Source organism: Bacillus sp. X1(2014), assembly GCF_007678255.1.
In genome coordinates, this window is sequence record NZ_VEED01000010.1 from 132,778 (window position 1) to 153,022 (window position 20,245).

At 38.0% G+C, this 20,245-nt stretch carries 21 protein-coding genes and 1 pseudogene; 19 read left to right on the plus strand and 3 right to left on the minus strand.

The window, feature by feature from the left end:
* Positions 1-113: 113 nt before the first annotated feature.
* Positions 114-1,097, plus strand: coding sequence for an ROK family glucokinase (locus FS608_RS18605; RefSeq protein ID WP_144553780.1), 984 nt, complete (start codon positions 114-116; stop codon positions 1,095-1,097).
* Between the two features lie 678 nt (positions 1,098-1,775).
* On the opposite strand, the gene FS608_RS18610 is transcribed toward FS608_RS18605, so the two are convergent.
* Complete coding sequence (locus FS608_RS18610; RefSeq protein ID WP_144553782.1) at positions 1,776-2,288, minus strand: DoxX family protein; 513 nt, start codon at positions 2,286-2,288, stop codon at positions 1,776-1,778.
* 147 nt (positions 2,289-2,435) lie between these two features.
* Here FS608_RS18610 and FS608_RS18615 point away from each other — a divergent pair, with 147 nt between their 5' ends.
* The 4 genes from FS608_RS18615 to FS608_RS31790 all read left to right on the plus strand — a co-directional run bounded on the left by FS608_RS18615 (position 2,436) and on the right by FS608_RS31790 (position 4,101).
* Positions 2,436-2,765: a hypothetical protein gene (locus FS608_RS18615; RefSeq protein ID WP_144553784.1), complete on the plus strand. Its 330-nt coding sequence runs from the start codon at positions 2,436-2,438 to the stop codon at positions 2,763-2,765.
* A gap of 114 nt (positions 2,766-2,879) precedes the next feature.
* Positions 2,880-3,812 (plus strand): DMT family transporter, encoded by a 933-nt coding sequence (locus FS608_RS18620; RefSeq protein WP_144553786.1) that lies wholly within the window; start codon positions 2,880-2,882, stop codon positions 3,810-3,812.
* Positions 3,809-3,997 (plus strand): YbaK/EbsC family protein, encoded by a 189-nt coding sequence (locus FS608_RS18625; RefSeq protein ID WP_144553788.1) that lies wholly within the window; start codon positions 3,809-3,811, stop codon positions 3,995-3,997. Before FS608_RS18620 ends, FS608_RS18625 begins: the two co-directional genes overlap by 4 nt.
* Positions 3,997-4,101: a hypothetical protein gene (locus FS608_RS31790; protein ID WP_186328807.1), complete on the plus strand. Its 105-nt coding sequence runs from the start codon at positions 3,997-3,999 to the stop codon at positions 4,099-4,101. The genes FS608_RS18625 and FS608_RS31790 overlap by 1 nt, the downstream gene beginning before the upstream one ends.
* 331 nt (positions 4,102-4,432) lie before the next feature.
* Here the strand turns inward: FS608_RS31790 and FS608_RS18640 are convergent, their stop codons facing one another.
* The gene (locus FS608_RS18640; RefSeq protein WP_186328808.1) at positions 4,433-5,320 is read right to left on the minus strand and encodes an AraC family transcriptional regulator; all 888 of its coding nucleotides are present in this window, start codon (positions 5,318-5,320) and stop codon (positions 4,433-4,435) included.
* 400 nt (positions 5,321-5,720) lie between these two features.
* Between FS608_RS18640 and FS608_RS18645 the strand changes: the two genes are divergently transcribed.
* From FS608_RS18645 to FS608_RS18670, 6 genes and pseudogenes are all read left to right on the plus strand, one after another.
* The gene (locus FS608_RS18645) at positions 5,721-7,244 is read left to right on the plus strand and encodes a sugar ABC transporter ATP-binding protein (RefSeq protein ID WP_313958722.1); all 1,524 of its coding nucleotides are present in this window, start codon (positions 5,721-5,723) and stop codon (positions 7,242-7,244) included.
* Between the two features lie 41 nt (positions 7,245-7,285).
* Positions 7,286-8,248, plus strand: a complete 963-nt coding sequence (locus FS608_RS18650) for an ABC transporter permease (protein WP_144553923.1) — start codon at positions 7,286-7,288, stop codon at positions 8,246-8,248.
* Positions 8,249-8,276: 28 nt separating this feature from the next.
* A complete protein-coding gene (locus FS608_RS18655; RefSeq protein ID WP_144553794.1) occupies positions 8,277-9,227 on the plus strand; it encodes a substrate-binding domain-containing protein in 951 nt (316 codons plus the stop codon).
* 34 nt (positions 9,228-9,261) lie between these two features.
* Entirely contained in the window at positions 9,262-10,185 is a 924-nt protein-coding gene (locus FS608_RS18660; protein WP_144553796.1) for a phytanoyl-CoA dioxygenase family protein, read from the plus strand.
* Positions 10,186-10,253: 68 nt separating this feature from the next.
* Entirely contained in the window at positions 10,254-11,177 is a 924-nt protein-coding gene (locus FS608_RS18665; RefSeq protein ID WP_144553798.1) for a phytanoyl-CoA dioxygenase family protein, read from the plus strand.
* A gap of 67 nt (positions 11,178-11,244) precedes the next feature.
* Positions 11,245-11,466 (plus strand): annotated as a pseudogene (locus FS608_RS18670) (tyrosine-type recombinase/integrase); the annotation flags it as partial.
* A 201-nt stretch (positions 11,467-11,667) separates the two neighbouring features.
* Here FS608_RS18670 and FS608_RS30415 read toward each other — a convergent pair.
* The gene (locus tag FS608_RS30415; protein WP_186328809.1) at positions 11,668-11,844 is read right to left on the minus strand and encodes a hypothetical protein; all 177 of its coding nucleotides are present in this window, start codon (positions 11,842-11,844) and stop codon (positions 11,668-11,670) included.
* Positions 11,845-12,532: 688 nt separating this feature from the next.
* On the opposite strand from FS608_RS30415, the gene FS608_RS18675 reads away from it, so the two are divergent.
* The 8 genes from FS608_RS18675 (at position 12,533) to FS608_RS18710 (ending at position 20,176) form a co-directional block, all read left to right on the plus strand.
* Entirely contained in the window at positions 12,533-13,714 is a 1,182-nt protein-coding gene (locus tag FS608_RS18675; RefSeq protein WP_144553800.1) for an acyl-CoA dehydrogenase family protein, read from the plus strand.
* Entirely contained in the window at positions 13,704-14,576 is an 873-nt protein-coding gene (locus FS608_RS18680; protein ID WP_144553802.1) for a transporter substrate-binding domain-containing protein, read from the plus strand. Before FS608_RS18675 ends, FS608_RS18680 begins: the two co-directional genes overlap by 11 nt.
* Positions 14,577-14,597: 21 nt before the next feature.
* A complete protein-coding gene (locus FS608_RS18685; RefSeq protein WP_144553805.1) occupies positions 14,598-15,305 on the plus strand; it encodes an amino acid ABC transporter permease in 708 nt (235 codons plus the stop codon).
* A gap of 12 nt (positions 15,306-15,317) precedes the next feature.
* Positions 15,318-16,031, plus strand: coding sequence for an amino acid ABC transporter permease (locus FS608_RS18690; RefSeq protein WP_144553807.1), 714 nt, complete (start codon positions 15,318-15,320; stop codon positions 16,029-16,031).
* A gap of 22 nt (positions 16,032-16,053) precedes the next feature.
* On the plus strand, positions 16,054-16,809 hold the full coding sequence (locus tag FS608_RS18695; RefSeq protein ID WP_144553809.1) for an amino acid ABC transporter ATP-binding protein: 756 nt from the start codon (positions 16,054-16,056) through the stop codon (positions 16,807-16,809).
* Positions 16,810-17,308: 499 nt separating this feature from the next.
* A complete protein-coding gene (locus FS608_RS18700) occupies positions 17,309-17,806 on the plus strand; it encodes a TRAP transporter small permease (protein WP_144553811.1) in 498 nt (165 codons plus the stop codon).
* A gap of 1 nt (position 17,807) precedes the next feature.
* Positions 17,808-19,103: a TRAP transporter large permease gene (locus FS608_RS18705; RefSeq protein ID WP_144553813.1), complete on the plus strand. Its 1,296-nt coding sequence runs from the start codon at positions 17,808-17,810 to the stop codon at positions 19,101-19,103.
* Positions 19,104-19,150: 47 nt separating this feature from the next.
* A complete protein-coding gene (locus tag FS608_RS18710; protein WP_144553815.1) occupies positions 19,151-20,176 on the plus strand; it encodes a TRAP transporter substrate-binding protein in 1,026 nt (341 codons plus the stop codon).
* The last annotated feature ends 69 nt before the right edge of the window (positions 20,177-20,245 follow it).

Genomic DNA, 20,245 nt, shown 5'->3' on the forward strand with positions numbered 1-20,245 from the left:
CTCTAGCTACACAAATCTCAAATTACGACAAGAGGCTTCTCAATTGAGGAGCCTCTTTTGTAAAGATGCCGCTTTTCGGAGCAGGAAAACATGGAGGAAATGAGTGAATCGTTATGGGAGAAAAATGGCTAGTAGGTGTTGATATAGGTGGCACCACGATTAAAATGGCATTTATCAGTTTGTCTGGTGACATTATTTGTAGTTGGGAGATCGATACTGACATTAGTAATAAAGGCAAACACATACCCGCATCCATTGCGAAATCTATTGAAGAAAAGTTGAAAGAATTCAATCTAACCAAAAATCAGTTAGTTGCAATCGGAGTTGGTGCGCCAGGCCCTGTGAATGAGGAGGACGGCTCCGTTGAAGTGGCGGTGAACCTGGGATGGGAACGATTCCAATTACAAACTATCCTCGAGAGGGAAACATCTCTGCCGGTTGTTGTCGACAACGATGCAAATATAGCGGCAATCGGTGAAATGTGGAAAGGTGCGGGCAAAGGGGCTAAAAACTTAATTTGTGTTACTTTAGGAACAGGTGTTGGTGGGGGAATTATCGTTAATGGCGAGGTTGTACATGGGGTAAATGGAGCCGGTGGTGAAATTGGCCATATGACTTCCGTACCGAAAAACGGAGCCCCATGTAAATGTGGGAAATTAGGATGTCTGGAAACGGTAGCGTCAGCGACAGGAATTGTCCGCTTGGCAAAAGTAGAATTAGTATCTTCGAATGAGGGTAGCTGTTTACGACATTATAAGATACATCAAACCTTGTCCGCCAAGCACGTTTTTGATGCGGCGAAGGAAGGGGATGTACTTGCTAACCGAGTCGTTGAACAGGTTGCTTTTCATTTAGGATTGTCTCTTTCAAATTTAGCGAATGGCTTAAATCCTGAAACAATTGTGATTGGAGGCGGGGTTTCGAAAGCTGATGATACCTTGTTGCGACCGTTGAAAGAGGAGTTTGTTAAATTTGCTTTTCCGAGAGTGGCACAAAGTGTCGAGATTGTGACTGCTACACTAGGTAATAACGCAGGGGTTATTGGTGGAGCTTGGCTGGCGAAAGAAAAAATGATCAATAAGCCTGTGTTTCAATGATAAATCTTTTAAAAAGAGAAAGGCGAAAACTAATCAGTTTTCGCCTTGTTTATTGTTCTATTTACCATTTTCCTTGTGTATTTGAAATTACAAAAGGGAGAGTGTAGATTTATTCGTGATTTGATGGCTTACTTAGTTTCTTTAGAAGTGCAAGATAATCACGATTAATTGGTGGAGGTTATTAGTGTGCTTAACCAAAAAGAGAAGATAACATCTTTATTTTGGATTGCTATACTTGGCTTAATTTTAACAACGATATATACAATAATCCTTGGTATTTTAGGATATAGGACGAGGAAAACAATACTTTTATAATTATAAAGTATGTCCACCATTGACAGGGGTGAGGTCGGGGGTTCGAACCCCTCACAGGTCATCATCCAAAATCCTAAAATCTTAATGATTTTAGGGTTTTTTTCTTTTGTAAGAGTTAAATTATCCATTTCATCAAAGTGGAAAACTTGAAAAAGGTTTATGCCCTAACCTATTGGATACATATTTAATTATTGGTCTGGTATCGTTTGTTGGTGATATAATTTCGGCTTGGGCTCTTTCAGCCAGGAGTTACTTTCAAGAGAAATTTGAAAACAATTAATTTTTTCATGGTAAGTCCTTTTTCTTTTCTATTATTGAAAAATAGTTAACCCCCCTTTCGAATGATGAAAGGGGACAATTTCATTATGCACTTTGGGAAATTTGTTTATTTCCTGCTTTCTTATAAATCCATTTTCCAAATAAAGGCATAAGCCAACGATCCAATCCGAGTTTTCCTGCATTCATTCCCGCCGCAAGAATAAATAATCCTAATAAAACCATCTGTGGATTTGTACTTGTCGTTCCTGATAACATATATGCAAAGTTCATGGTAATTCCCATTAATATAGAGAATGAAGTGAAAATTCCTAATATCAATCCAATTCCTACTAAAAATTCCCCCCAAGGAACAATAACATTAAAAAGATCGACGTACGGTATAGCAACCTCTTTTAAAAAATTTCCCCACCAAGGCTGCACAGCAGGATGTTCACCAGACATATTTTTAACTGCTCCAAACAAAAAGCCGCTTGCATCAAAATTGCCACTAGAGATTTTCCCCCAGCCAGCAGTTAACCACTGCCAGCCAAGATAGAGCCGGAGTACAGTAAGTACCATTGTTACAAAACGGTTTTCCTTTAAAAATTGAATAAACATAATCATACCTCCTGAGTTAATTGATAACCATTATCATTGATATCGATTATCATTATCATTGATTACTCAGTGATTAACAATGAGGAATAGGCACCAAAATGATTTTCCAATTGTAGGTAAATATTCCTGAATTAATAGAAAGTTAAAATGCAAACAAGACGGCAGGGTCGTCTCGATCTTTTCTATGTTGATATAACTTATTGGCCAGATATACCATCATCAGTTTGGTACCCATTATCTGTTTGTTCAGTATTGGTATGCATCTGTCATTGGCACCTTTCTCTTCCCGGTCATTTTGACGAATTATGGTTTAGCAGTAACATTGTATATTTGTCGGGCGTTGTTATTATTGGATTTCTACTATCTCTATTCATGGCTCCGGAAACAAAGAATATGAGTTTAACGGAATCCAGCTCTATAAACAAAGGCACTACTCGTCGTCCGGAAAGCATCTTAATCGGAAAAGCGGTAAAATAGAAAGAGCGAAGTTTGTGAAACAGCAGAAACCATTCGTTTCTGGGGAGGGTTTGACTCGGTTAACGGCGAAGTGATTAATCGGTGTCATTCCCTTTGGAAAAAAGAGGTGCAAAAATGGAAAAACTGACGAGTTTAAGAGTTTACATCATTACAATTGCTGGTGCGATATGTTGGGGACTTATTGGTTTATTTATTGCCCCATTGTATGCTCGCGGATTCACGGCTTGGGACGTAGTTGCCATTCGTGGTATTTTTACCTTTGTTATCTTAATTCTAGTTATGACAGTATTTTATCGGGATCAGTTACGTACCAGATTAAAAGATCATATTTTTTTCGCTTGTGCAGGAATTTTAAGTGTCGCTTTATTTAATTTTTTTTATTTTGAAGTTTTTTCTCAATCGAGTTTATCCCTTGCAGTAACACTTTTATATACAGGTCCTCTGTTTGTAACCATACTGTCTCGGCTCTTTTTTAAAGAGCCCCTGACTATTCGTAAAGGGTGGGCACTTGCTCTTGCTATTACAGGGTGTGCATTTGTTGTAGGCCTGCTGCCACTAGGCCAAGAAGGTATACATATGAAAACCTTGTTCATGGGGATTTTATCTGGATTTTGTTATGCGTTGTACAGTATTTTCAGTAAACCTGTAACCCAAAGGTATTCTGCCTTGACCATTACAACGTACACATTTTTTTATACGAGTATATTCATGTTATTGACAAGTGACATAATAAAAAAGACTGATCAATTTCAATATGCAGATGTTTGGATGTCAGCGGTTTTGTTAGCGCTAGTATCAACGGTTGCAGCTTTTGTTTTGTACACTTCAGGACTGAAGCATTTAGAAGCTAGTAAGGCTTCCATTTTAGCAACGATTGAACCTATCATTGCAGTAGTAACTGGAGTACTTTTTCTTGGGGAACATCTACGGGGATGGCAGGTGTTAGGAATTGGATTGGTTTTGTATTCAGCAATTCTTGTCGCAGATGGAAGGTCTAAGGCAAAGAAACCAATTGATACCATTTTAGAGGAGGAAAGCACAATATGATACAACTAGAGCAGGGGAAAAGTGTATATGGCGTTTTAGAAAAGCTAAACATTCCCTTTGAAAGGTATGAAAATGAAGCTGTTTTCACAGTTGAAGAAATCCGTAATTTGGATATCACTATTCCCGGTGGACATACTAAAAATTTATTTTTAAGAAATCGAAAAGGGGGGAAAAACATTTCTTAGTGATTATTTCAGAAGATAAGGATGTAGATTTGAAAAGTTTATCTAAGCTTATTAATAGCATCCCGTTGAGTTTTGGTTCACCGGAAAGATTGAATAAGTATTAAAAAGTTTTTCCTGGAGCAGTCGGTGCTTTCGGATTGATAAATGATAATACTAACCATACACAGGTTGTATTAGACAGTGATTTACTTGATAAAGACACAATTAACTTTCATCCCAATGTTTTGCATTCGAGCCAAATACTAATCGAGTGATTGAAACAGTTAAGCTGGCCCTTGGTCCCACACACTTATACAACTAATCGATTACTTAGAAAACCGAAAAAATTAAAGTTTCATTTCGAAACTTTAATTTTTCGTTTTTTTTCATATGCATAAGTAGGTCTATAATAATTTCGGGTTTTGAGAAATGTAAAGGCAAACTTATAGTAATATTTTAAGGATTCTTAAGATAATATAGATTTTTTTTATGGTTCTCTTTAAATTGTCTTGGTGTTTCACCGGTCATCTTTTTAAAAAGTAACGTAAAGTAATTGGTGTTATCATAACCCATAATCCTCGCAATTTCCCCTATTTTTAACTCGGTTGATACCAAAAGGTTCTTAGCTTCTCCGATTCGCCGATTGATCAGGTAATTAATCGGCGTCATTTGCATCTGCTCTTTGAATACATGGGATAGATAATACTTGTTTATAAATAATGCGTCTGCAATGTCTTCTAGCTTTAAATTCTTTTTATAATTTTTATCAATATATTCTTTAATTCGATGGGCAAGTGAATTGGAATCCCGTGCATCATTCTTAAAGTTTTGCAATCTTATAGCACGGTGTATTAAAGCAATAGAAGATGTTAATAGACCTTGGCAAATGATTTCATATCCATCACCTTTAAGTGAGGATTCTTCAAATATATGTGAAAAATAGCTTCCAATTTGATCAGAGTATTGATTTTCGCGAATGACCGGTTCGAATTCAAAAGGAATAATACAAAGTTCTTTCAATTGGTCAATTGCTAAATTGGAAATCCCACAGAAATAAGTAATGAGGGGATTGGATGGATTTGAATATTCCTCATGTATAATCCCCGCATTGTATATGAGAATATCTCCTTTTTTCGCAGTATAACTTTTATTATTAATAATAAAAGTTCCCTCTCCTTCACAAATATAAATAATTTCACTTAAATCATCATGCTTGTGGCTGGGAAAGTTCCAATTAGGATTACCACCGACCTGCCCGGCGTATGCAAGTACTGGGGGGTTCTTAAATTTCAAAGGTGTATATATATACTCCATATCATAATCTTTGTTGTTTGAGCTCTCCATGAACATCCCCCCATTTTATTTGTTTTTCCAAAATAATTTTGTCTATAGCAAGATATTATAGTTTTTTGCTATAAATAACAATATAGTGAAGATTATGTTAGCAAGTTAGTGAATTTGAATTCTTTGCTTTTTTATCATTTTATATCAGTATGCCTAATTGTAAACAGTTATTTTTATAAAATTTCTTTCATCCTTTCCCTCATTTATGATAGTTGCCATTTAATTTAATAGATTTATTACCTTTCAAGAGTTCAATTAATTCATTCGAATAGCAAGATATTATAGTTTTTTTGACATCTCAGCACGATAGTTAATTGTTTTAACACTATCATGATAGTAATATTTCAATAGTCAGAGTTATCACAAAATTTTAAAACTAAAGCAGAGGTGAATTTTTTTGGTGAAAGAGAAGAATGCATATGCTCTTGAAATGAAAGGAATTTCCAAGTCATTCCCTGGTGTGAAAGCTCTTGATAATGTATCTCTTTTTGTGAGAAAGGGGACAGTCCATGCGCTAATGGGAGAAAATGGTGCAGGGAAATCCACTCTTATGAAAATCCTTGCAGGAATTTATAAACCGGATTCGGGTGAGTTATTTCTAAAAGGGGACCAAGTGGGGTTTACTAATCCCCGAGATGCTTTACATTATGGAATCAGTATGATTCATCAGGAGTTAAGTTTTATTTCCGAACTAACTGTTGCGGATAATATCTTTCTTGGAAGAGAACCATGCTTGGGCAAGTCCAAGATAATAAACAAGAAGGAACAGACAGTAAGAGCTCTTAAACTTTTTAACCAATATAAGATTGATTTGGATCCCGATAAAAAGATGTCTGCTTTATCCGTCTCAGATAGACAAATGGTTGAAATTGTGAAAGCGGTTTCAAATAATGCGGATATAATCGTTATGGATGAACCAACTTCAGCTATTACAGAAAGAGAAGTAGAAAAATTGTTTGAAATTATTAAATTGCTCACATCACAAGGGAAATCTATTATTTATATTTCTCACAAAATGGATGAAATTTTTAAAATTGCTGACGATATCACCGTTTTAAGAGACGGATGTTTTATTGATAGTAAACCAGCTGCAGAGCTAAATCATGATCAACTTATTTCCTTAATGGTGGGAAGAGAATTAAAGGATGTCTATCAATCAAAAACTGCCAAAAACGAAACTGTCTTCATGGAAGTGAAAAACCTGAGCCGTAAAGGCAGTTTTGAAAATATCTCATTTACCCTCCGCAAAGGAGAAGTGATTGGAATTGCAGGTCTTGTAGGTGCAGGACGAACGGAAGTGGTTGAAAGTATTTTTGGGGTATATCCTCCTCATAGTGGAGAAATTTATATCAATCAAAAAAAGGTGGTCCATAAGCACCCGAAACAGGCTATCAACAATGGAATCGCTTTAGTAACAGAGGATAGAAAACAAACAGGCTTAAATTTAACAGGTTCGGTGAGAGATAATATAACTTTAGTTAATTTGCGAAAATTTGCATTCTTGAAGAATATCATTTCTCAAAAAAAAGAAAACAATGTGGTAGATGAACAAATCCAATCATTAAAAATAAAAACTCCCAACCGTAACATTGCGGTAAAGAATCTAAGCGGAGGTAATCAGCAGAAAATTGTTATCGCTAAATGGCTTATAAATAACCCGGATATTTTAATATTGGATGAACCAACTAGAGGAATCGACATAGGTGCTAAAGCTGAAATCTATAAAATTATTTCCGATTTTGCAAATAGTGGTAAGTCTGTCATTGTTATTTCCTCAGAGATGTCTGAACTGTTTGGAATTTGTGATCGGATCATTGTCATGAGTGAAGGGAAATTGACTGGAGAGTTTACCCGGAAGGAGTTTGATCAAGAAAAAATCATGGCGTGCTGTGCAGGAATTATGAAAGGAGAAAAAATCGGATGAATGTTCAAAAAGAAGAGACAGCAAGAGTTAGTTTAATAGGCATGGTAAATTCGCAATCGGTAATAAAGTCAGGGAGTACGGGAAAGATTCTTGCTAAATATGGCATTTATACTGCTTTTGCTATCCTGTTTATAATCCTATCAATCTCATCAGAATCTTTTTTAACCGCTACCAATATGATCAATATTTTGCGGCAAGTATCGATTATAGGTATTGTAGCGATTGGAATGTCCTTCGTTATTATTACCGGAGGGATTGACCTTTCAGTCGGCTCCATTATGGCCTTATCAGCCGTTGTTGCAGCAAGCTTTGCCCAAGCTGACAGTAGTTATTCTATTTTTATTCCAATTATAACTGGGGTAACAGTTGGTTTAGCATGCGGTCTGATTAATGGTGTCTTAGTTGCAAAATGGAAGGTAGCACCCTTTATTGCTACGCTTGGAATGATGACCGCTGCACGAGGACTTGCTATGGTCTATACGGATGGACGACCCGTTATAGGACTTAGCAATACGTTTAATAATATTGGAAGCGGATACTTATTCGGACTTCCACTTCCCGTGATCGCTTTTGTTGGTATTGTCATTATCGGTATTTTTATGCTTAATTTTACGGTATTCGGAAGGCATGTCTTTGCGACGGGTGGAAACGAACAGTCTGCTAAACTATCAGGGATTCGTGTTACCTCCGTCAAAATTAGCGTTTACGCGATTGCAGGACTGTTAGCGGGAATCGGAGGGATGATTCTCTCATCTCGAATCATGTCAGGATCCCCGGTGTTAGGTCAGGGATATGAACTTGATGCCATTGCAGCAGTCGTTATTGGAGGAACAAGTCTTTTTGGCGGTGTAGGAAGCATAATTGGAACCGTCGTTGGGGTATTAATTATTGGAGTAATGAATAATGGCCTTGACTTACTGAATGTCTCTTCTTACTACCAGCAAATTTTAAAGGGAGCGATCATTGTTATTGCCGTTCTTCTTGATAAAAAGAATCACCATTAAAAAATAATAACATTATAGGAGTGAGTTTATGAAAAAGGTCAAAGTATGTGCTGCTGTTTTAATTATGATTCTTGGTATTTTAAGTGGTTGTTCTGGCAAAGCGGAAGAAAAAACAAATGGAACTGAGAAAGGGAAAATAAAGATTGGTGTCTTATACCAAAATTTACAAAATGAATATATTGTTGGTTTACAAGATTCAATCAGAAAATATGCTAAATCTTCAGGTATTGAATTAATAGAATCAGATGGGGAAGGTAAGGCTGAAAATCAAATCAGTCAAGTAGAAAATCTGATAAATCAGCAAGTAGATGCCATCATTTTAAATCCAGCTGATAAGGACGGAAGTGCTGCGGTGGTCGAAAAGGCTGCTGCCGCAAAGATTCCACTTATTACGGTGCTGGCCGTGGTCTCAAATGAAGAAAAAGCAACAGCACATGTCGGATCTGACGATGTAGAAGCTGGGAAAATTGAAATGAAACATGTTGTTGAATTATTAGGTGGAAAGGGTACCATTGCCATTATTCATGGTCCTAATGGAAATTCGGCAGAGGTCAACCGAACAGAAGGAAATAAAGAAATTTTAAAAGACTCACCTAATATTAAAGTTGCTGCAGAGCAAACAGCAAATTGGTCACGCGAGGAAGCGCTGGCATTAACTGAAAATTGGTTACAATCGCAAAAGTTGGATGCGATCGTGGCGCAAAATGATGAAATGGCATTGGGAGCCATTAAAGCTTTAAGTGCAGCAGGAAAATTAAACGAAACAAAAGTTATCGGCATTGATGCGATTCCAGATGCTTTGAATTCCATTCAATCAGGTGAATTAACCGCAACTGTATTCCAGGATGTAGATGCACAAGGGAAAATGGCAGTCGATGTAGCGGTTAATGCAGCTAAGGGAGAGAAAGTAGAAAAAGATAACATGATTCCTTTCCAATTGGTAACAAAAGACAATCTCGGCAATTTTAAAAGTAAATAACTATTTGTTTTGATAAGAGAAGGAGGAATATAAAATGAAAGCAGAAAAAAAGTTGAACAATATCCTGGAAATCGTGACGCCATTAAATGAACGTGTGAATAATGAACCATTAAGAGTATTGAGTGAAGAGGACTGGAAGTTTTGGAAAGAAAATGGTTATGTTGTCATCCGTGAAGCGATTCCCAAGGATCATATCGATCGGCTTGTGAGTTTGATCTGGGAATTTGAAGAAAAAGACCCTCATGATCCGTCCACATGGTATTCTCGTCCTGCACGTGAAATGGCCATGAAAGAACTGTTGAACACCGGTATGGTGGAGCTGTATAACCATCAATATTTATGGGATAACCGTATGTACGAAAAAATTTACAATGCGTTTGTGGATATTTGGGGTACTGAAAAATTATGGGTGAGTATTGATCGCTGCAATTTAAATCTTCCAATGAAACCAGGTCATGAGTATAAAGGATTTATTCATTGGGATGTGGATACTTCTTTAGACCCGATTCCTGTAAATGTCCAAGGGGTGTTGTCTTTAGTTGATACGGATATTGATATGGGAGGGTTTCAGTGTATACCGGAGCTGTACAGAACGTTTGACGAATGGGTGAAAACGCAGCCTGCTGATCGAGACCCGCATAAACCAGATACAACTGGTTTTACTCCAACTAAAGTAGTGACGAAGGCTGGAGATTTGTTGATTTTTAATAGTTTGCAACCTCATGGTATACGTCCAAATTATTCTGAAAAGGCACGACTGGCACAATATATCTCCATGTTTCCAGCGCAAGAAAATAATCAGGAATTAACAGAGGTGAGAATCCAATCCTGGCAAGAGAGGATTAAGCCTGAGGGAGAGGCTTTCCCAGGAGACCCACGAAATTGGGAACAAGTGAAATATGATAGAGCCCAGCTTACCGAATTAGGTGAAAAGTTATTGGGTTTAAAAAAGTGGTGAATCAGTAATTATAATTGTCAGATAATTAAATAACAAAGACATCTAAACCCCGATAGGAGGATTTGGAAATGGCTAAAACAAAAGTAAATAATATTCTTGAGATTGATATTCCATTGAATGAACGCCCTAACAATGAACCATTACGAGTGTTAACGGAAGAGGAATTTAAATTTTGGAAAGAAAACGGTTATGTAGTCGTTCGAAATGTTGTCCCTAAAGAAAATATTGAACGAACTGTCGATCTTATTTGGGAGTTTGAAGAACAAATCCCTAATGATCCTTCTACTTGGTACAGAGCACCACGTCGTGAGCATCAAATGCCAGAGTTACGTGGAGCTGGGATGGTAGAGTTATATAACCATCAATACTTCTGGGACAATCGATCCTATCAAAAAGTATACGATACCTTTGTAGATATTTGGGGAACTGAGAAATTATGGACTAGTATTGACCGATGTAATTTGAGCTTCCCTAACAAACCTGGAACTTTTGAATTTGAAGGGTTCATTCACTGGGATGGTGATACTTCATTAGACCCGCTTCCAGTTAATATTCAAGGGATTCTTTTCTTAACAGATACGGATGTAAAAAACGGTGGATTGAATGTCATTCCTGAGTTATTTAGAGATTTTCCTGAATGGGTAAAAACTCAACCTGCAGATAGAGATCCTTATCACCCAGATTATACAGGCTATACACCAACACCCGTAACCTTGAAAGCAGGAGACTTATTAATTTTCCATGTCATGCAACCACATGGATTACGTAGAAATGTGTCGAACACACCAAATATTCATCAATACATTTCGATGTTCCCTGCACAGGAACACAATGAAGAATTAAAACAATGGAGAATTACACAATGGAGAGATAGAGAGATTCCAGAAGGTATTGCATTCCTAGGAGATCCTCGAAATTGGGAGAAAGAAAAATACCCACGAGCAGAACTTACTGAATTAGGCGAAAAATTGTTGGGACTTAAGAAGTGGTAAATAGTTGAGGGGCATTATCATCAAATTCAGCGCAACCTAACCAAACTAGAAAACTAGATTTTAACCTTTAACTAAGAATGTGCATCCGCAAATATTCCGTCACACTGCAGCGACTATGTTCCAGGAATCGGGCAGTGATATACGACACTTACAATTATTACTTGGTCATGCGGATTTACGTATGGTGCTACGTTATACTCATTTATCGAAGGAATCCTTAAAAAACCAGCACGCCGCGATGAATCAGATAACCGGTAAATTGAATAAGCCGCGAAAGATTAATCGATAACTATTGCGTCACCTTTACCGGTGACGTTTTTTGTATATAAAATATTACAGAGGATAAAAATGCCTCGGACCTTTAAATAGGTCCTTTATTTTTTATCTATATAGAAACCATTGCGTCACCACGGGGTGACATTTTTATTTGTACAAAAATTAAAGAAAGCCCTATGTTCAAGGGCCCAATTGTCGTGTAAAGTATCGATAATTAATTCTTAGAGTTTTCCTCAATTTTATGAATATACACGACACCGCTCGTTACAACTGAACCATTTGTTTCACCGCAATGGGGGCAATTTATATACTCACGCTCTTTGCCCCCAGGGACATTCATTTCCGTAACTTGGAAATAAAACTCTTTTTCACATTTTTTGCAGTTTATCAAAAGACATCCCTCCGTGTACTTTTATTAATAACTCAAAGTATATATTCGCTAATATGTAAGCGTTTTCCTTTTTTAAATTATATATTTGACGGAATTATAGAGGGTTTTTCAAATATACCTACTAGGGGTATATAAAAGAAGGGACTCAGTATTTCGGAATATGTGCGGGTAATGGTGCGTAATGTGGAAGAAATAACGCTGGGTGCTATTGGTTTTGACTACCGTCATTATCTTGCATATGCTGTTTTAACTCAAAGTATAATAAAAAAGCTAATATAACGAGAGGAATCGAGAATAAAGAGATGACAAACCAACCTGTGTTTATAAAATGAGTGTATATCCAAGAAGAATACATGCGAAGCACCTCCTAATTCTAGAGTGTCCGAAATGTATCCATTTAATCATCAGCACGGAGCTGCCGGAGCGGACGCCTTGTCACGGGTAGCAAAATATTTTCATAAGTATTTTCCTAGTGAAATGATAAGAGTTTCTAAAAATGAATTCTTTCTGAATTCCTAGTTGACATATTGGATTAGTCGAGTTTATTATATGTAATAGATTCATAATATTAAAAAAAAGCATTTTACATATGAGCTTATGAGCATAGCTGATCAGTCAACTGAAGGCTGCTCCCACTACAACGGGAGCAGTCTTTTTTATTTTAAAGTGTTTAGGAGGCAGCAGAAGGATGTTAGAAGTATTTATTAAAAATAGTAAACAACGTGAGTGGCTGGAACGTTTGACACCCTTAGAAGTGGAATTTAAACAACGGTCCGCCTTGATTGACGAGGAAGGCAGCTTCCCTCATGAGAATATTCATGCTTTACGAAAAATTGGTTACACAAAGGTAACCTTGCCTGAAGAATTTGGCGGGTCTGGTTTTTCTCTTTATGATGCCATTCTTTTACAAGAAACACTGGGCAGCTTTGATGGCAGTACAGCATTGTCAATTGGCTGGACATTAATGACCGTTGGAGAATTATTTGAAAACCGCTATTGGGAACCGGAAAAGCTAGCTTTTTTTGCAGAAGAGGTCAATAACGGTGCCATCATTAACCGGGCTGTGAGTGAAGTCGCGACAGGCAGTCCAATTCGCGGCGGCCGGCCGGGAACCAATGCCAAACAATTAGATGGCAATTGGGTGATTAATGGGCGTAAGAGCTATACAACCTGCTCACCAGAACTGGATTACTTCCTAACTTCTGCCTGGATTGAAGAAAAAGAAACAGTTGGCTTTTTCCTTATTCCAAAAGATGCCGAAGGTCTATCCATCGAGGAAAATTGGAATGTGATCGCGATGCGTGGGACTGGCAGCCATGATCTAGTATTAAAAAACGTGGTGGTGGATGAGTCAGATTTAGTCGAAATTCCAAGCTACAATACGGGGTTTAAATTAAATGGATGGGGTCTGCTGATCCCCGCAGCCTATTTAGGAATAGCGCAGGCAGCCAGGGACTTCGCGCTCCATTTTGCCAATACCCACTCTCCCAATAGTATAAAGGGAACGATTGCAGGGCTACCGAATGTGCAGGCATTGTTAGGCGAGATGGACTTGGAATTATACAAAGCCAGATTTGCGCTTTATGGTGCAGCAGAAGCTTACATGGATGAGGAACGCAATAAAACCATTACGAATGAAGCGCTTATAGCGAAGCATATCGTGACCAATTCATCTATTACAGTCGTTGACAAGGCTATGCGGTTAGTGGGAGCAAAAAGCTTGCAGCTGACCAACCCATTGCAGCGATATTACCGGGATGTCCGGGCAGGACTGCACAATCCGCCAATGGATGATTTAACCATTACAAAATTAGCTCAAACAGCTATTCAACAATATGAATCTAAGGGAGGAAAAAACAATGAAAATTAATAAGTTTTTAAAAATCGCAGCAACAGGAGCAGCTTTAGTTACCCTAATCGCAGGATGCGGTTCCACGACAACAACAGGAGCAAAGACAGATTCAGGAGATGCTAAGAAAGAAGTCAGAACAGTAAAAGTAGCGTTTGATCAAGGCGGTAAACCAATCGGGTATGTAGATGAAAAGGGAAATCCGACTGGATATGAACTTGAAGTGATGAAATTAGTGGATAAGGCACTTCCTGATTACAAATTTGAATATGTGCCAACATCAAGTGAGGACTTATTGGTAGGGGTACAGCAAGGCAAATACCAAGTAGGGGTAAAAAATGCCTGGTTCACGGAGGAAAGAACGAAAAGCTATATTTTTCCAAAAGAATTCCTCGGACTTAGCGGAGTCGGCCTTTTAATGAAAAAAGAAAATAAAGATGTCAAAGATTTATCCGATTTTGCGAAAAAGAAGTTTTCTTTAGCGCCTATAGCTGCAAGCAATGCTCAATATACCATCGTGGATGAATATAACCAAGCTAATCCTGATAATAAGGTCAAACTGGAGGCCGGAGATGCGTTCTCAGTGGATGTTGTTCAATGGGTTAATGAAGGACGTGTAGATGGCGGTATTTATTTAGGAGCAACGTACGAAAAGCAAGTTCTCGCTAAGGATGGTCCCTATCATAATTTAGTAGATCAGGTTGTCTATAATGAGTTTACGGTTGTCAAAACCTGGCCATTATTTAACAAAAAAGAACAGGAATTTGCCGACGCCTATGACAAAGCCATTAAGGAATTAAAGGAAGAGAAAAAGACGAATGAAATTATGGTGAAATTCTATAATACTGATTTATTCAAACTATTGGATACTGTAAAAAGATAATAACTAAAATGGAGGCAGCACATGCAAAAGTATTTTGATGTTTCCTACCTTTGGGGTACAATACCACAGCTTATTCCATTTTTAAAAGTAACATTTATGGTTGCGGGTCTATCGGTTTTGTTCGGATCAATTTTAGGCTTTATCTTAGCGTTGATGAAGCTTGGAACGAGTAAAATAGCGAAAAAAACCGCCAATGGTTATACCACCATCATTAGATGTACCCCATCGATTGTACTGTTATTTTTGGTTTATTATGGACTTCCGGCCATAGTTGGTAATTTTGGTACAGACTTGAATACTCTACAAACCGCTGTCTTTGTTATCATCACCTTTTCGCTTCAATTTGGTGCATTGATGTCTGAGGTGATGCGAACAGCCTATGAGGCTATTGACAGAGGTCAATTTGAAGCAGCCGTTAGTGTCGGGCTCAGCCCGGCACAGGCATTTAGGAGAATCGTTTTACCGCAGGCATTTGTAGTAGCATTGCCCAATTTCGGTAACAGCTTTCTAGAATTATTGAAAGAAGGCTCGTTAGCCTATACCATTGGGCTGGTGGATATTATGGGTAAGGCAAGTCTCATTATATCAAATAACTATAATTCCCATTCCTTAGAAATTTATCTTGGATTATCGCTTATATACTGGATTCTATCCATTTTAATAGAACAATTCTTCTCCAAGCTGGAAAAAATATTCAGTAAGGGCAAGCAGGTAATCAAAACAACGTAAGGGGGTGACAGAGTGTCGGTCGGCTTAGATTATCAGTTTTTAGTTAAAACGTTTTTTGTTGCGTTATCCGGGGTACCTACAGCATTAATCATTACCATTGTTTCGCTGTTGATCGCACTTCCTTTGGGATTTTTGCTTGCCTTATCGAGGATCAATCAAATTCCTGTCATCAGCCAGTTAGCGCGGGTGTATGTTTCGTTTGTAAGAGGGACACCTGTTATTGTGCAAATTTTTATTACTTTTACCAGTGTGCCATTACTATTCAGGCCGGTATTTGAAGAGTACCAGGTTCAAACGAATATATACGATATAAATCCGATTTGGTATGCATTCATTGTTTTTTCTTTAAATACGACTGCTATATTAATAGAAGTATTTCGCTCCGCTATCAGCACAGTGAGCAAGGGGCAGCTGGAGGCAGCGTATTCCGTGGGGTTGAACAATGTGCAGGCATTCAGGAGGATTATCATTCCACAAACATTGGTCGTTGCATTGCCCAATATTTGCACAGCAACCGTCAATCTCATCAAAGCTACCTCATTAGGATATGCTTTGTCTTTAAGAGAGATAACGTTACGAGCCCAAGTGGCAGCCAATGTCGGCTACAATTATGTTGAAGCGTACATAGATATCTTTCTCGTCTATCTTCTTTTATGCAGTTTAGTTGAATACTTATTTAAGCTGTATGAAAAACGGTTAAGAAAGTATAAAGCAGTGGATGTCTGAAATCAATATTGGAGGCGAAATCATGTTAGCGATTAAGAATATCCATAAATCCTTTGGTAAGAATGAGATTTTAAAAGGAGTAGATTTAAAGATTGAAAAGGGGGATGTGGTGGTCATTCTTGGCCCAAGCGGTTCTGGGAAGACAACCTTACTCCGGTGTATCAACTTTCTTGAACGGGCCGATGAGGGGCAGGCCATTTTTGGGAACATGGATGTTAACCTCAAATCGGCTTCCCGAAAACAAATTCACCAAATAAGGCAAAAGACGGCTTTTGTGTTTCAGAATTATAATTTATTTAATAATAAAACAGCATTAGAGAATGTGACAGAGGGTCTTATTATTGGAAGAAAGGTTCTGAAAGCAGAAGCCAATAAGATTGGGAAGCTGGCGTTGGAGAAAGTCGGTTTATCAGATAAAATAAATTCCTACCCCAGCCAGCTGTCCGGCGGCCAGCAGCAGAGGGTAGGAATAGCTAGAGCCATTGCTTTAAATCCCGATATTATTTTATTTGATGAACCCACTTCCGCTCTCGATCCTGAATTAGTCGGCGAAGTATTAACCGTCATGAAGACCATTGCAAAAGAAGGCACAACCATGTTAGTCGTGACTCACGAAATGTCTTTCGCAAAAGATGTAGCAAACAAAGTCATCTTTATGGACGGCGGTGTCATCGTAGAAGAAGATGCCCCTGAAGAAATTTTCTCAAGACCAAAAGAAGAAAGAACCAAGCAGTTCCTAAAACGGGTGATTCCCGAGGATTATATCTATAATATTTAGGCAGGGGGACGGTTCTCTGCTTCAGGAGCCACTCAATGGCTGGAACAATCATAAAGCTGGACAGTTTTTTGTTGTTTTTTGTGTTTCACTCTAATGAAGATAAGCTCCTATGAGCCTAACAAAAAAATAAAATTGAAATGTAGCAGGAGGTACTTAATCAAGGGAGTACCTCTTTTTATTATTTAATTTTACTAAATAAGCCATTTCTATTTAGAAGCCTCCAAAAGATGCACAAAAAAATGATTTATTGATAGAAATAAGATAAAATGATAAATTTAAGATATAATTAATTCGTTTATTAAACAAATTAGCAAACAAGTGTTTACATTTGGAGACGATCGAGTAGTTCGCCCCCTAGACCAAGTTCAGTTGAAAAAGAAATATAAATGAATCCCCACCTAAAAAAAACACAAATTATCCTAAAAAAACAGCATTTCAAAAGATTCATATGATTCGTACAATTAAAGACAAGAAAACGTTTTCATCTAGGGGGGATTATATGAATTTTATCAAAAAGGTGTGCCTTTTCATCGATGCAGTTTTTGAAAAATTCACTCTTTTATCATTAGTCTTATTAATCTTTGTCGTAACCACTCAAGTCATGACCCGAAAATTATTAAACTTCGTCTTTTTCTGGTCAGAGGAAGTGACGCTTCTTTTACTTGCCTGGTTTGCTTTAATGGCTATCGCCATTGGTTTTCGGGAGTATATTCATTTGGGTATTGATTCTTTTACAAACCTTTTTCCAAAAAGATTTAATAAAGTCTTAGATAAAATCATCAGTGCTAGCACTTTTGCTTTTGGTTTATATTTAGTGATTCAAGGTTGGGACTTTACGGTATTGATGATGGATTCCACACTGCCAGCTACGAAACTTCCAAGTAGTGTTACCTATGCGGCCATGCCAATCACAGGAATCATGATTTGTGGTTATTCGATTTTGCATTTCTTAAATATAAACACAAGCCGACATCAAGATGTAGAGGAGGGCATGTAATATGGACAGCAACACGATAGGTATTATCATCTTACTTTCAAGCTTTGTTATCTTAATTTTATTTCGCTTTCCAATTGCCCTTACACTCGTTGCTTCATCATTGCTGACTGTCATCTATCTGGGGATACCCCTTCCGGTAATAGGACAGCAAATGATACAAGGTGTCAATTCTTTTTCCTTGCTCGCCATTCCGTTCTTTATCCTGACAGGACAAATAATGAGTGAAGGTGGACTTGCCAACAGAATTGTAAACTTTGCAAGTTTATTAGTTGGAAGAATTCGCGGTGGTCTGGCAATGGTAAATAGTGTTGCTGCTTTGTTTTTCGGTAATATTTCGGGATCTGCCGTCGCTGATGTTTCCTCTGTAGGGTCAGTTATGATTCCAATGATGAAAAAGAATGGATACGAAGCGGATTACGCTGTAGGTGTTACCATTGCATCCGCTATTCAAGGTGTAGTAGTTCCGCCTAGCCATAATCTAGTTTTATATTCTCTAGCTGCTGGAGGAGTTTCGATCGCTAGTCTATTTATGGCTGGTATAGTTCCCGGAATCATCATGTTAATTGCTTTAATGATCACGGGCTACATCATTGCCCGAAAAAGAGGATATGGAAAAGCGGATCCTGTGCCAAAATCTCAAATCGGCGGCATTCTTCTTCACGGAATTTTGTCTTTAAGTCCAGCCGTCATTATTTTAGGCGGTATCTTAACAGGTTGGTTTACAGCAACAGAGTCAGGTGCATTAGCATGTTTGTATTCTTTTATTCTAGCTTTCGGTATTTATCGGGAGGCACCAGTATCAAGTATTTGGAAAATTTTAATCAGAACAACGAGAACGGTGTCCATGGTTTTTTTCTTGATTGCCGCTTCTGCAGCCTTTGGCTGGATCCTAGCATATTTGCAAATCCCGGGAATGGTAACAGATTTATTCTTAAATATTTCTGATAATCCACTTGTTATTTTATTAATTATTAATATTTTATTGCTTCTCCTTGGTGCACCAATGGACATGGCGCCAATGATCTTAATAATGACGCCAATTCTCCTTCCAGTAGTAACGAACTTAGGAATGGATCCTGTCCACTTTGGAATTGTCCTTATTTTAAACGCTGGGATTGGTCTTTTAACACCACCAGTAGGAACGGTGTTGTTTGTCGGGTGTGCCATAGGGAAAGTCTCCATTCAGCAGGGAACGAAAGCTATGATGCCATTTTTCTACGCATTACTTGTCGTTTTGTTAATTATCACTTATATACCTGAGGTTGTTATGTGGCTGCCGCATTTGTTAGTCAAGTAACCGAAGGAATAGGTGAAAATATAAAAAAATTCAAGGGGGTTTCAAGAATGATAAGAAAAAAGGTTACAGGAGTTTTAGCAGCGACGCTTTTAATGGGTACCATCCTGGCTGCCTGTGGGAAAGATGAAACTGCTTCCACCAAAGATGGAGGATCTAAAGCGGAGGAGGCCAAGTATACATTTCGCTTAGCAGATAACCAGCCGCCAGATTATCCGACCGTTGTAGGAGACAAAAAGTTTGCTGAATTAGTAGAAGAAAGATCTGATGGAAGGATTAAAATTGAAGTATTTCCATCCGCTCAATTAGGGGATGAAAAATCTGTTTTGGAACAGGTGCAGCTTGGGGCAATTGAGTTTACTAGAATCAATTCCAGCCCACTAGCAGAGTTCAACGATCAGTTTGCAGCACTTTCACTCCCATATGTATTTGAAAGCGATGAACATTTATGGAAATTCCTTAACGGTGATATGGGGACAAAATTGCTCGATGGTCTTGAGCAATCCAAAATGAAAGGGCTTGCTTATTACGATTCAGGGTCGCGGAGTTTTTATTCTACCAAACCGCTTACTAGTGTAAAGGATTTAGAGGGGCAAAAGATTCGTGTACAACAGAGCAAAATCAATATTGATTTCATGGCTGCTTTAGGGGCAAGTGCGACACCAATGCCATATGGTGAAGTATTCAGTGCCCTTCAAACAGGAATTATCGATGGAGCAGAAAATAACCTGCCAAGCTTAGACTCCTCCAATCATTATCAGGAAGCCAAGAATTTTATTTTAGATCACCACCAACGTATTCCTGAGGTATTACTCATTAGTAAAGCGGCGTGGGATAAGCTATCAGAAAAAGATCAAAAAATTATCAAACAAGCAGCGTTAGATTCTGTCAAAACCCAACGAGAAGAATGGGCGAAGTGGGAAGAACGTTCAGAAAAGAAATTGAAAGAAGCTGGAGTGAAATTTGTTGAAGTTGACGATATGACGCCATGGAAAGAGGCAGTCAAGCCAATGGTTGATAAATACTCCAAAGATTATACAGAAGTAATGGACGCAATTGACAAAGCACGTCCATAGTTTTTAACTAGTAACAAGCCTAGTCGGTAAATGTATCCATTTATCAGCTAGGTCTTTTCTGTTTATTTA

What these genes read in the sequence shown, in the direction of transcription:
- FS608_RS18665 (WP_144553798.1), top strand. Translation starts at nt 10,254, where the DNA reads ATGGCTAAAACAAAAGTAAATAATATTCTTGAGATTGATATTCCATTG.
- FS608_RS18620 (WP_144553786.1), top strand. Translation starts at nt 2,880, where the DNA reads ATGGAAAAACTGACGAGTTTAAGAGTTTACATCATTACAATTGCTGGT.
- FS608_RS18605 (WP_144553780.1), top strand. Translation starts at nt 114, where the DNA reads ATGGGAGAAAAATGGCTAGTAGGTGTTGATATAGGTGGCACCACGATT.
- FS608_RS18660 (WP_144553796.1), top strand. Translation starts at nt 9,262, where the DNA reads ATGAAAGCAGAAAAAAAGTTGAACAATATCCTGGAAATCGTGACGCCA.
- FS608_RS18685 (WP_144553805.1), top strand. Translation starts at nt 14,598, where the DNA reads ATGCAAAAGTATTTTGATGTTTCCTACCTTTGGGGTACAATACCACAG.
- FS608_RS18675 (WP_144553800.1), top strand. Translation starts at nt 12,533, where the DNA reads ATGTTAGAAGTATTTATTAAAAATAGTAAACAACGTGAGTGGCTGGAA.
- FS608_RS18640 (WP_186328808.1), bottom strand. Translation starts at nt 5,320, where the DNA reads ATGGAGAGCTCAAACAACAAAGATTATGATATGGAGTATATATATACA.
- FS608_RS18610 (WP_144553782.1), bottom strand. Translation starts at nt 2,288, where the DNA reads ATGTTTATTCAATTTTTAAAGGAAAACCGTTTTGTAACAATGGTACTT.
- FS608_RS18680 (WP_144553802.1), top strand. Translation starts at nt 13,704, where the DNA reads ATGAAAATTAATAAGTTTTTAAAAATCGCAGCAACAGGAGCAGCTTTA.
- FS608_RS18705 (WP_144553813.1), top strand. Translation starts at nt 17,808, where the DNA reads ATGGACAGCAACACGATAGGTATTATCATCTTACTTTCAAGCTTTGTT.
- FS608_RS18655 (WP_144553794.1), top strand. Translation starts at nt 8,277, where the DNA reads ATGAAAAAGGTCAAAGTATGTGCTGCTGTTTTAATTATGATTCTTGGT.
- FS608_RS18615 (WP_144553784.1), top strand. Translation starts at nt 2,436, where the DNA reads ATGCAAACAAGACGGCAGGGTCGTCTCGATCTTTTCTATGTTGATATA.
- FS608_RS18700 (WP_144553811.1), top strand. Translation starts at nt 17,309, where the DNA reads ATGAATTTTATCAAAAAGGTGTGCCTTTTCATCGATGCAGTTTTTGAA.
- FS608_RS18695 (WP_144553809.1), top strand. Translation starts at nt 16,054, where the DNA reads ATGTTAGCGATTAAGAATATCCATAAATCCTTTGGTAAGAATGAGATT.
- FS608_RS18710 (WP_144553815.1), top strand. Translation starts at nt 19,151, where the DNA reads ATGATAAGAAAAAAGGTTACAGGAGTTTTAGCAGCGACGCTTTTAATG.
- FS608_RS18625 (WP_144553788.1), top strand. Translation starts at nt 3,809, where the DNA reads ATGATACAACTAGAGCAGGGGAAAAGTGTATATGGCGTTTTAGAAAAG.
- FS608_RS18650 (WP_144553923.1), top strand. Translation starts at nt 7,286, where the DNA reads ATGGTAAATTCGCAATCGGTAATAAAGTCAGGGAGTACGGGAAAGATT.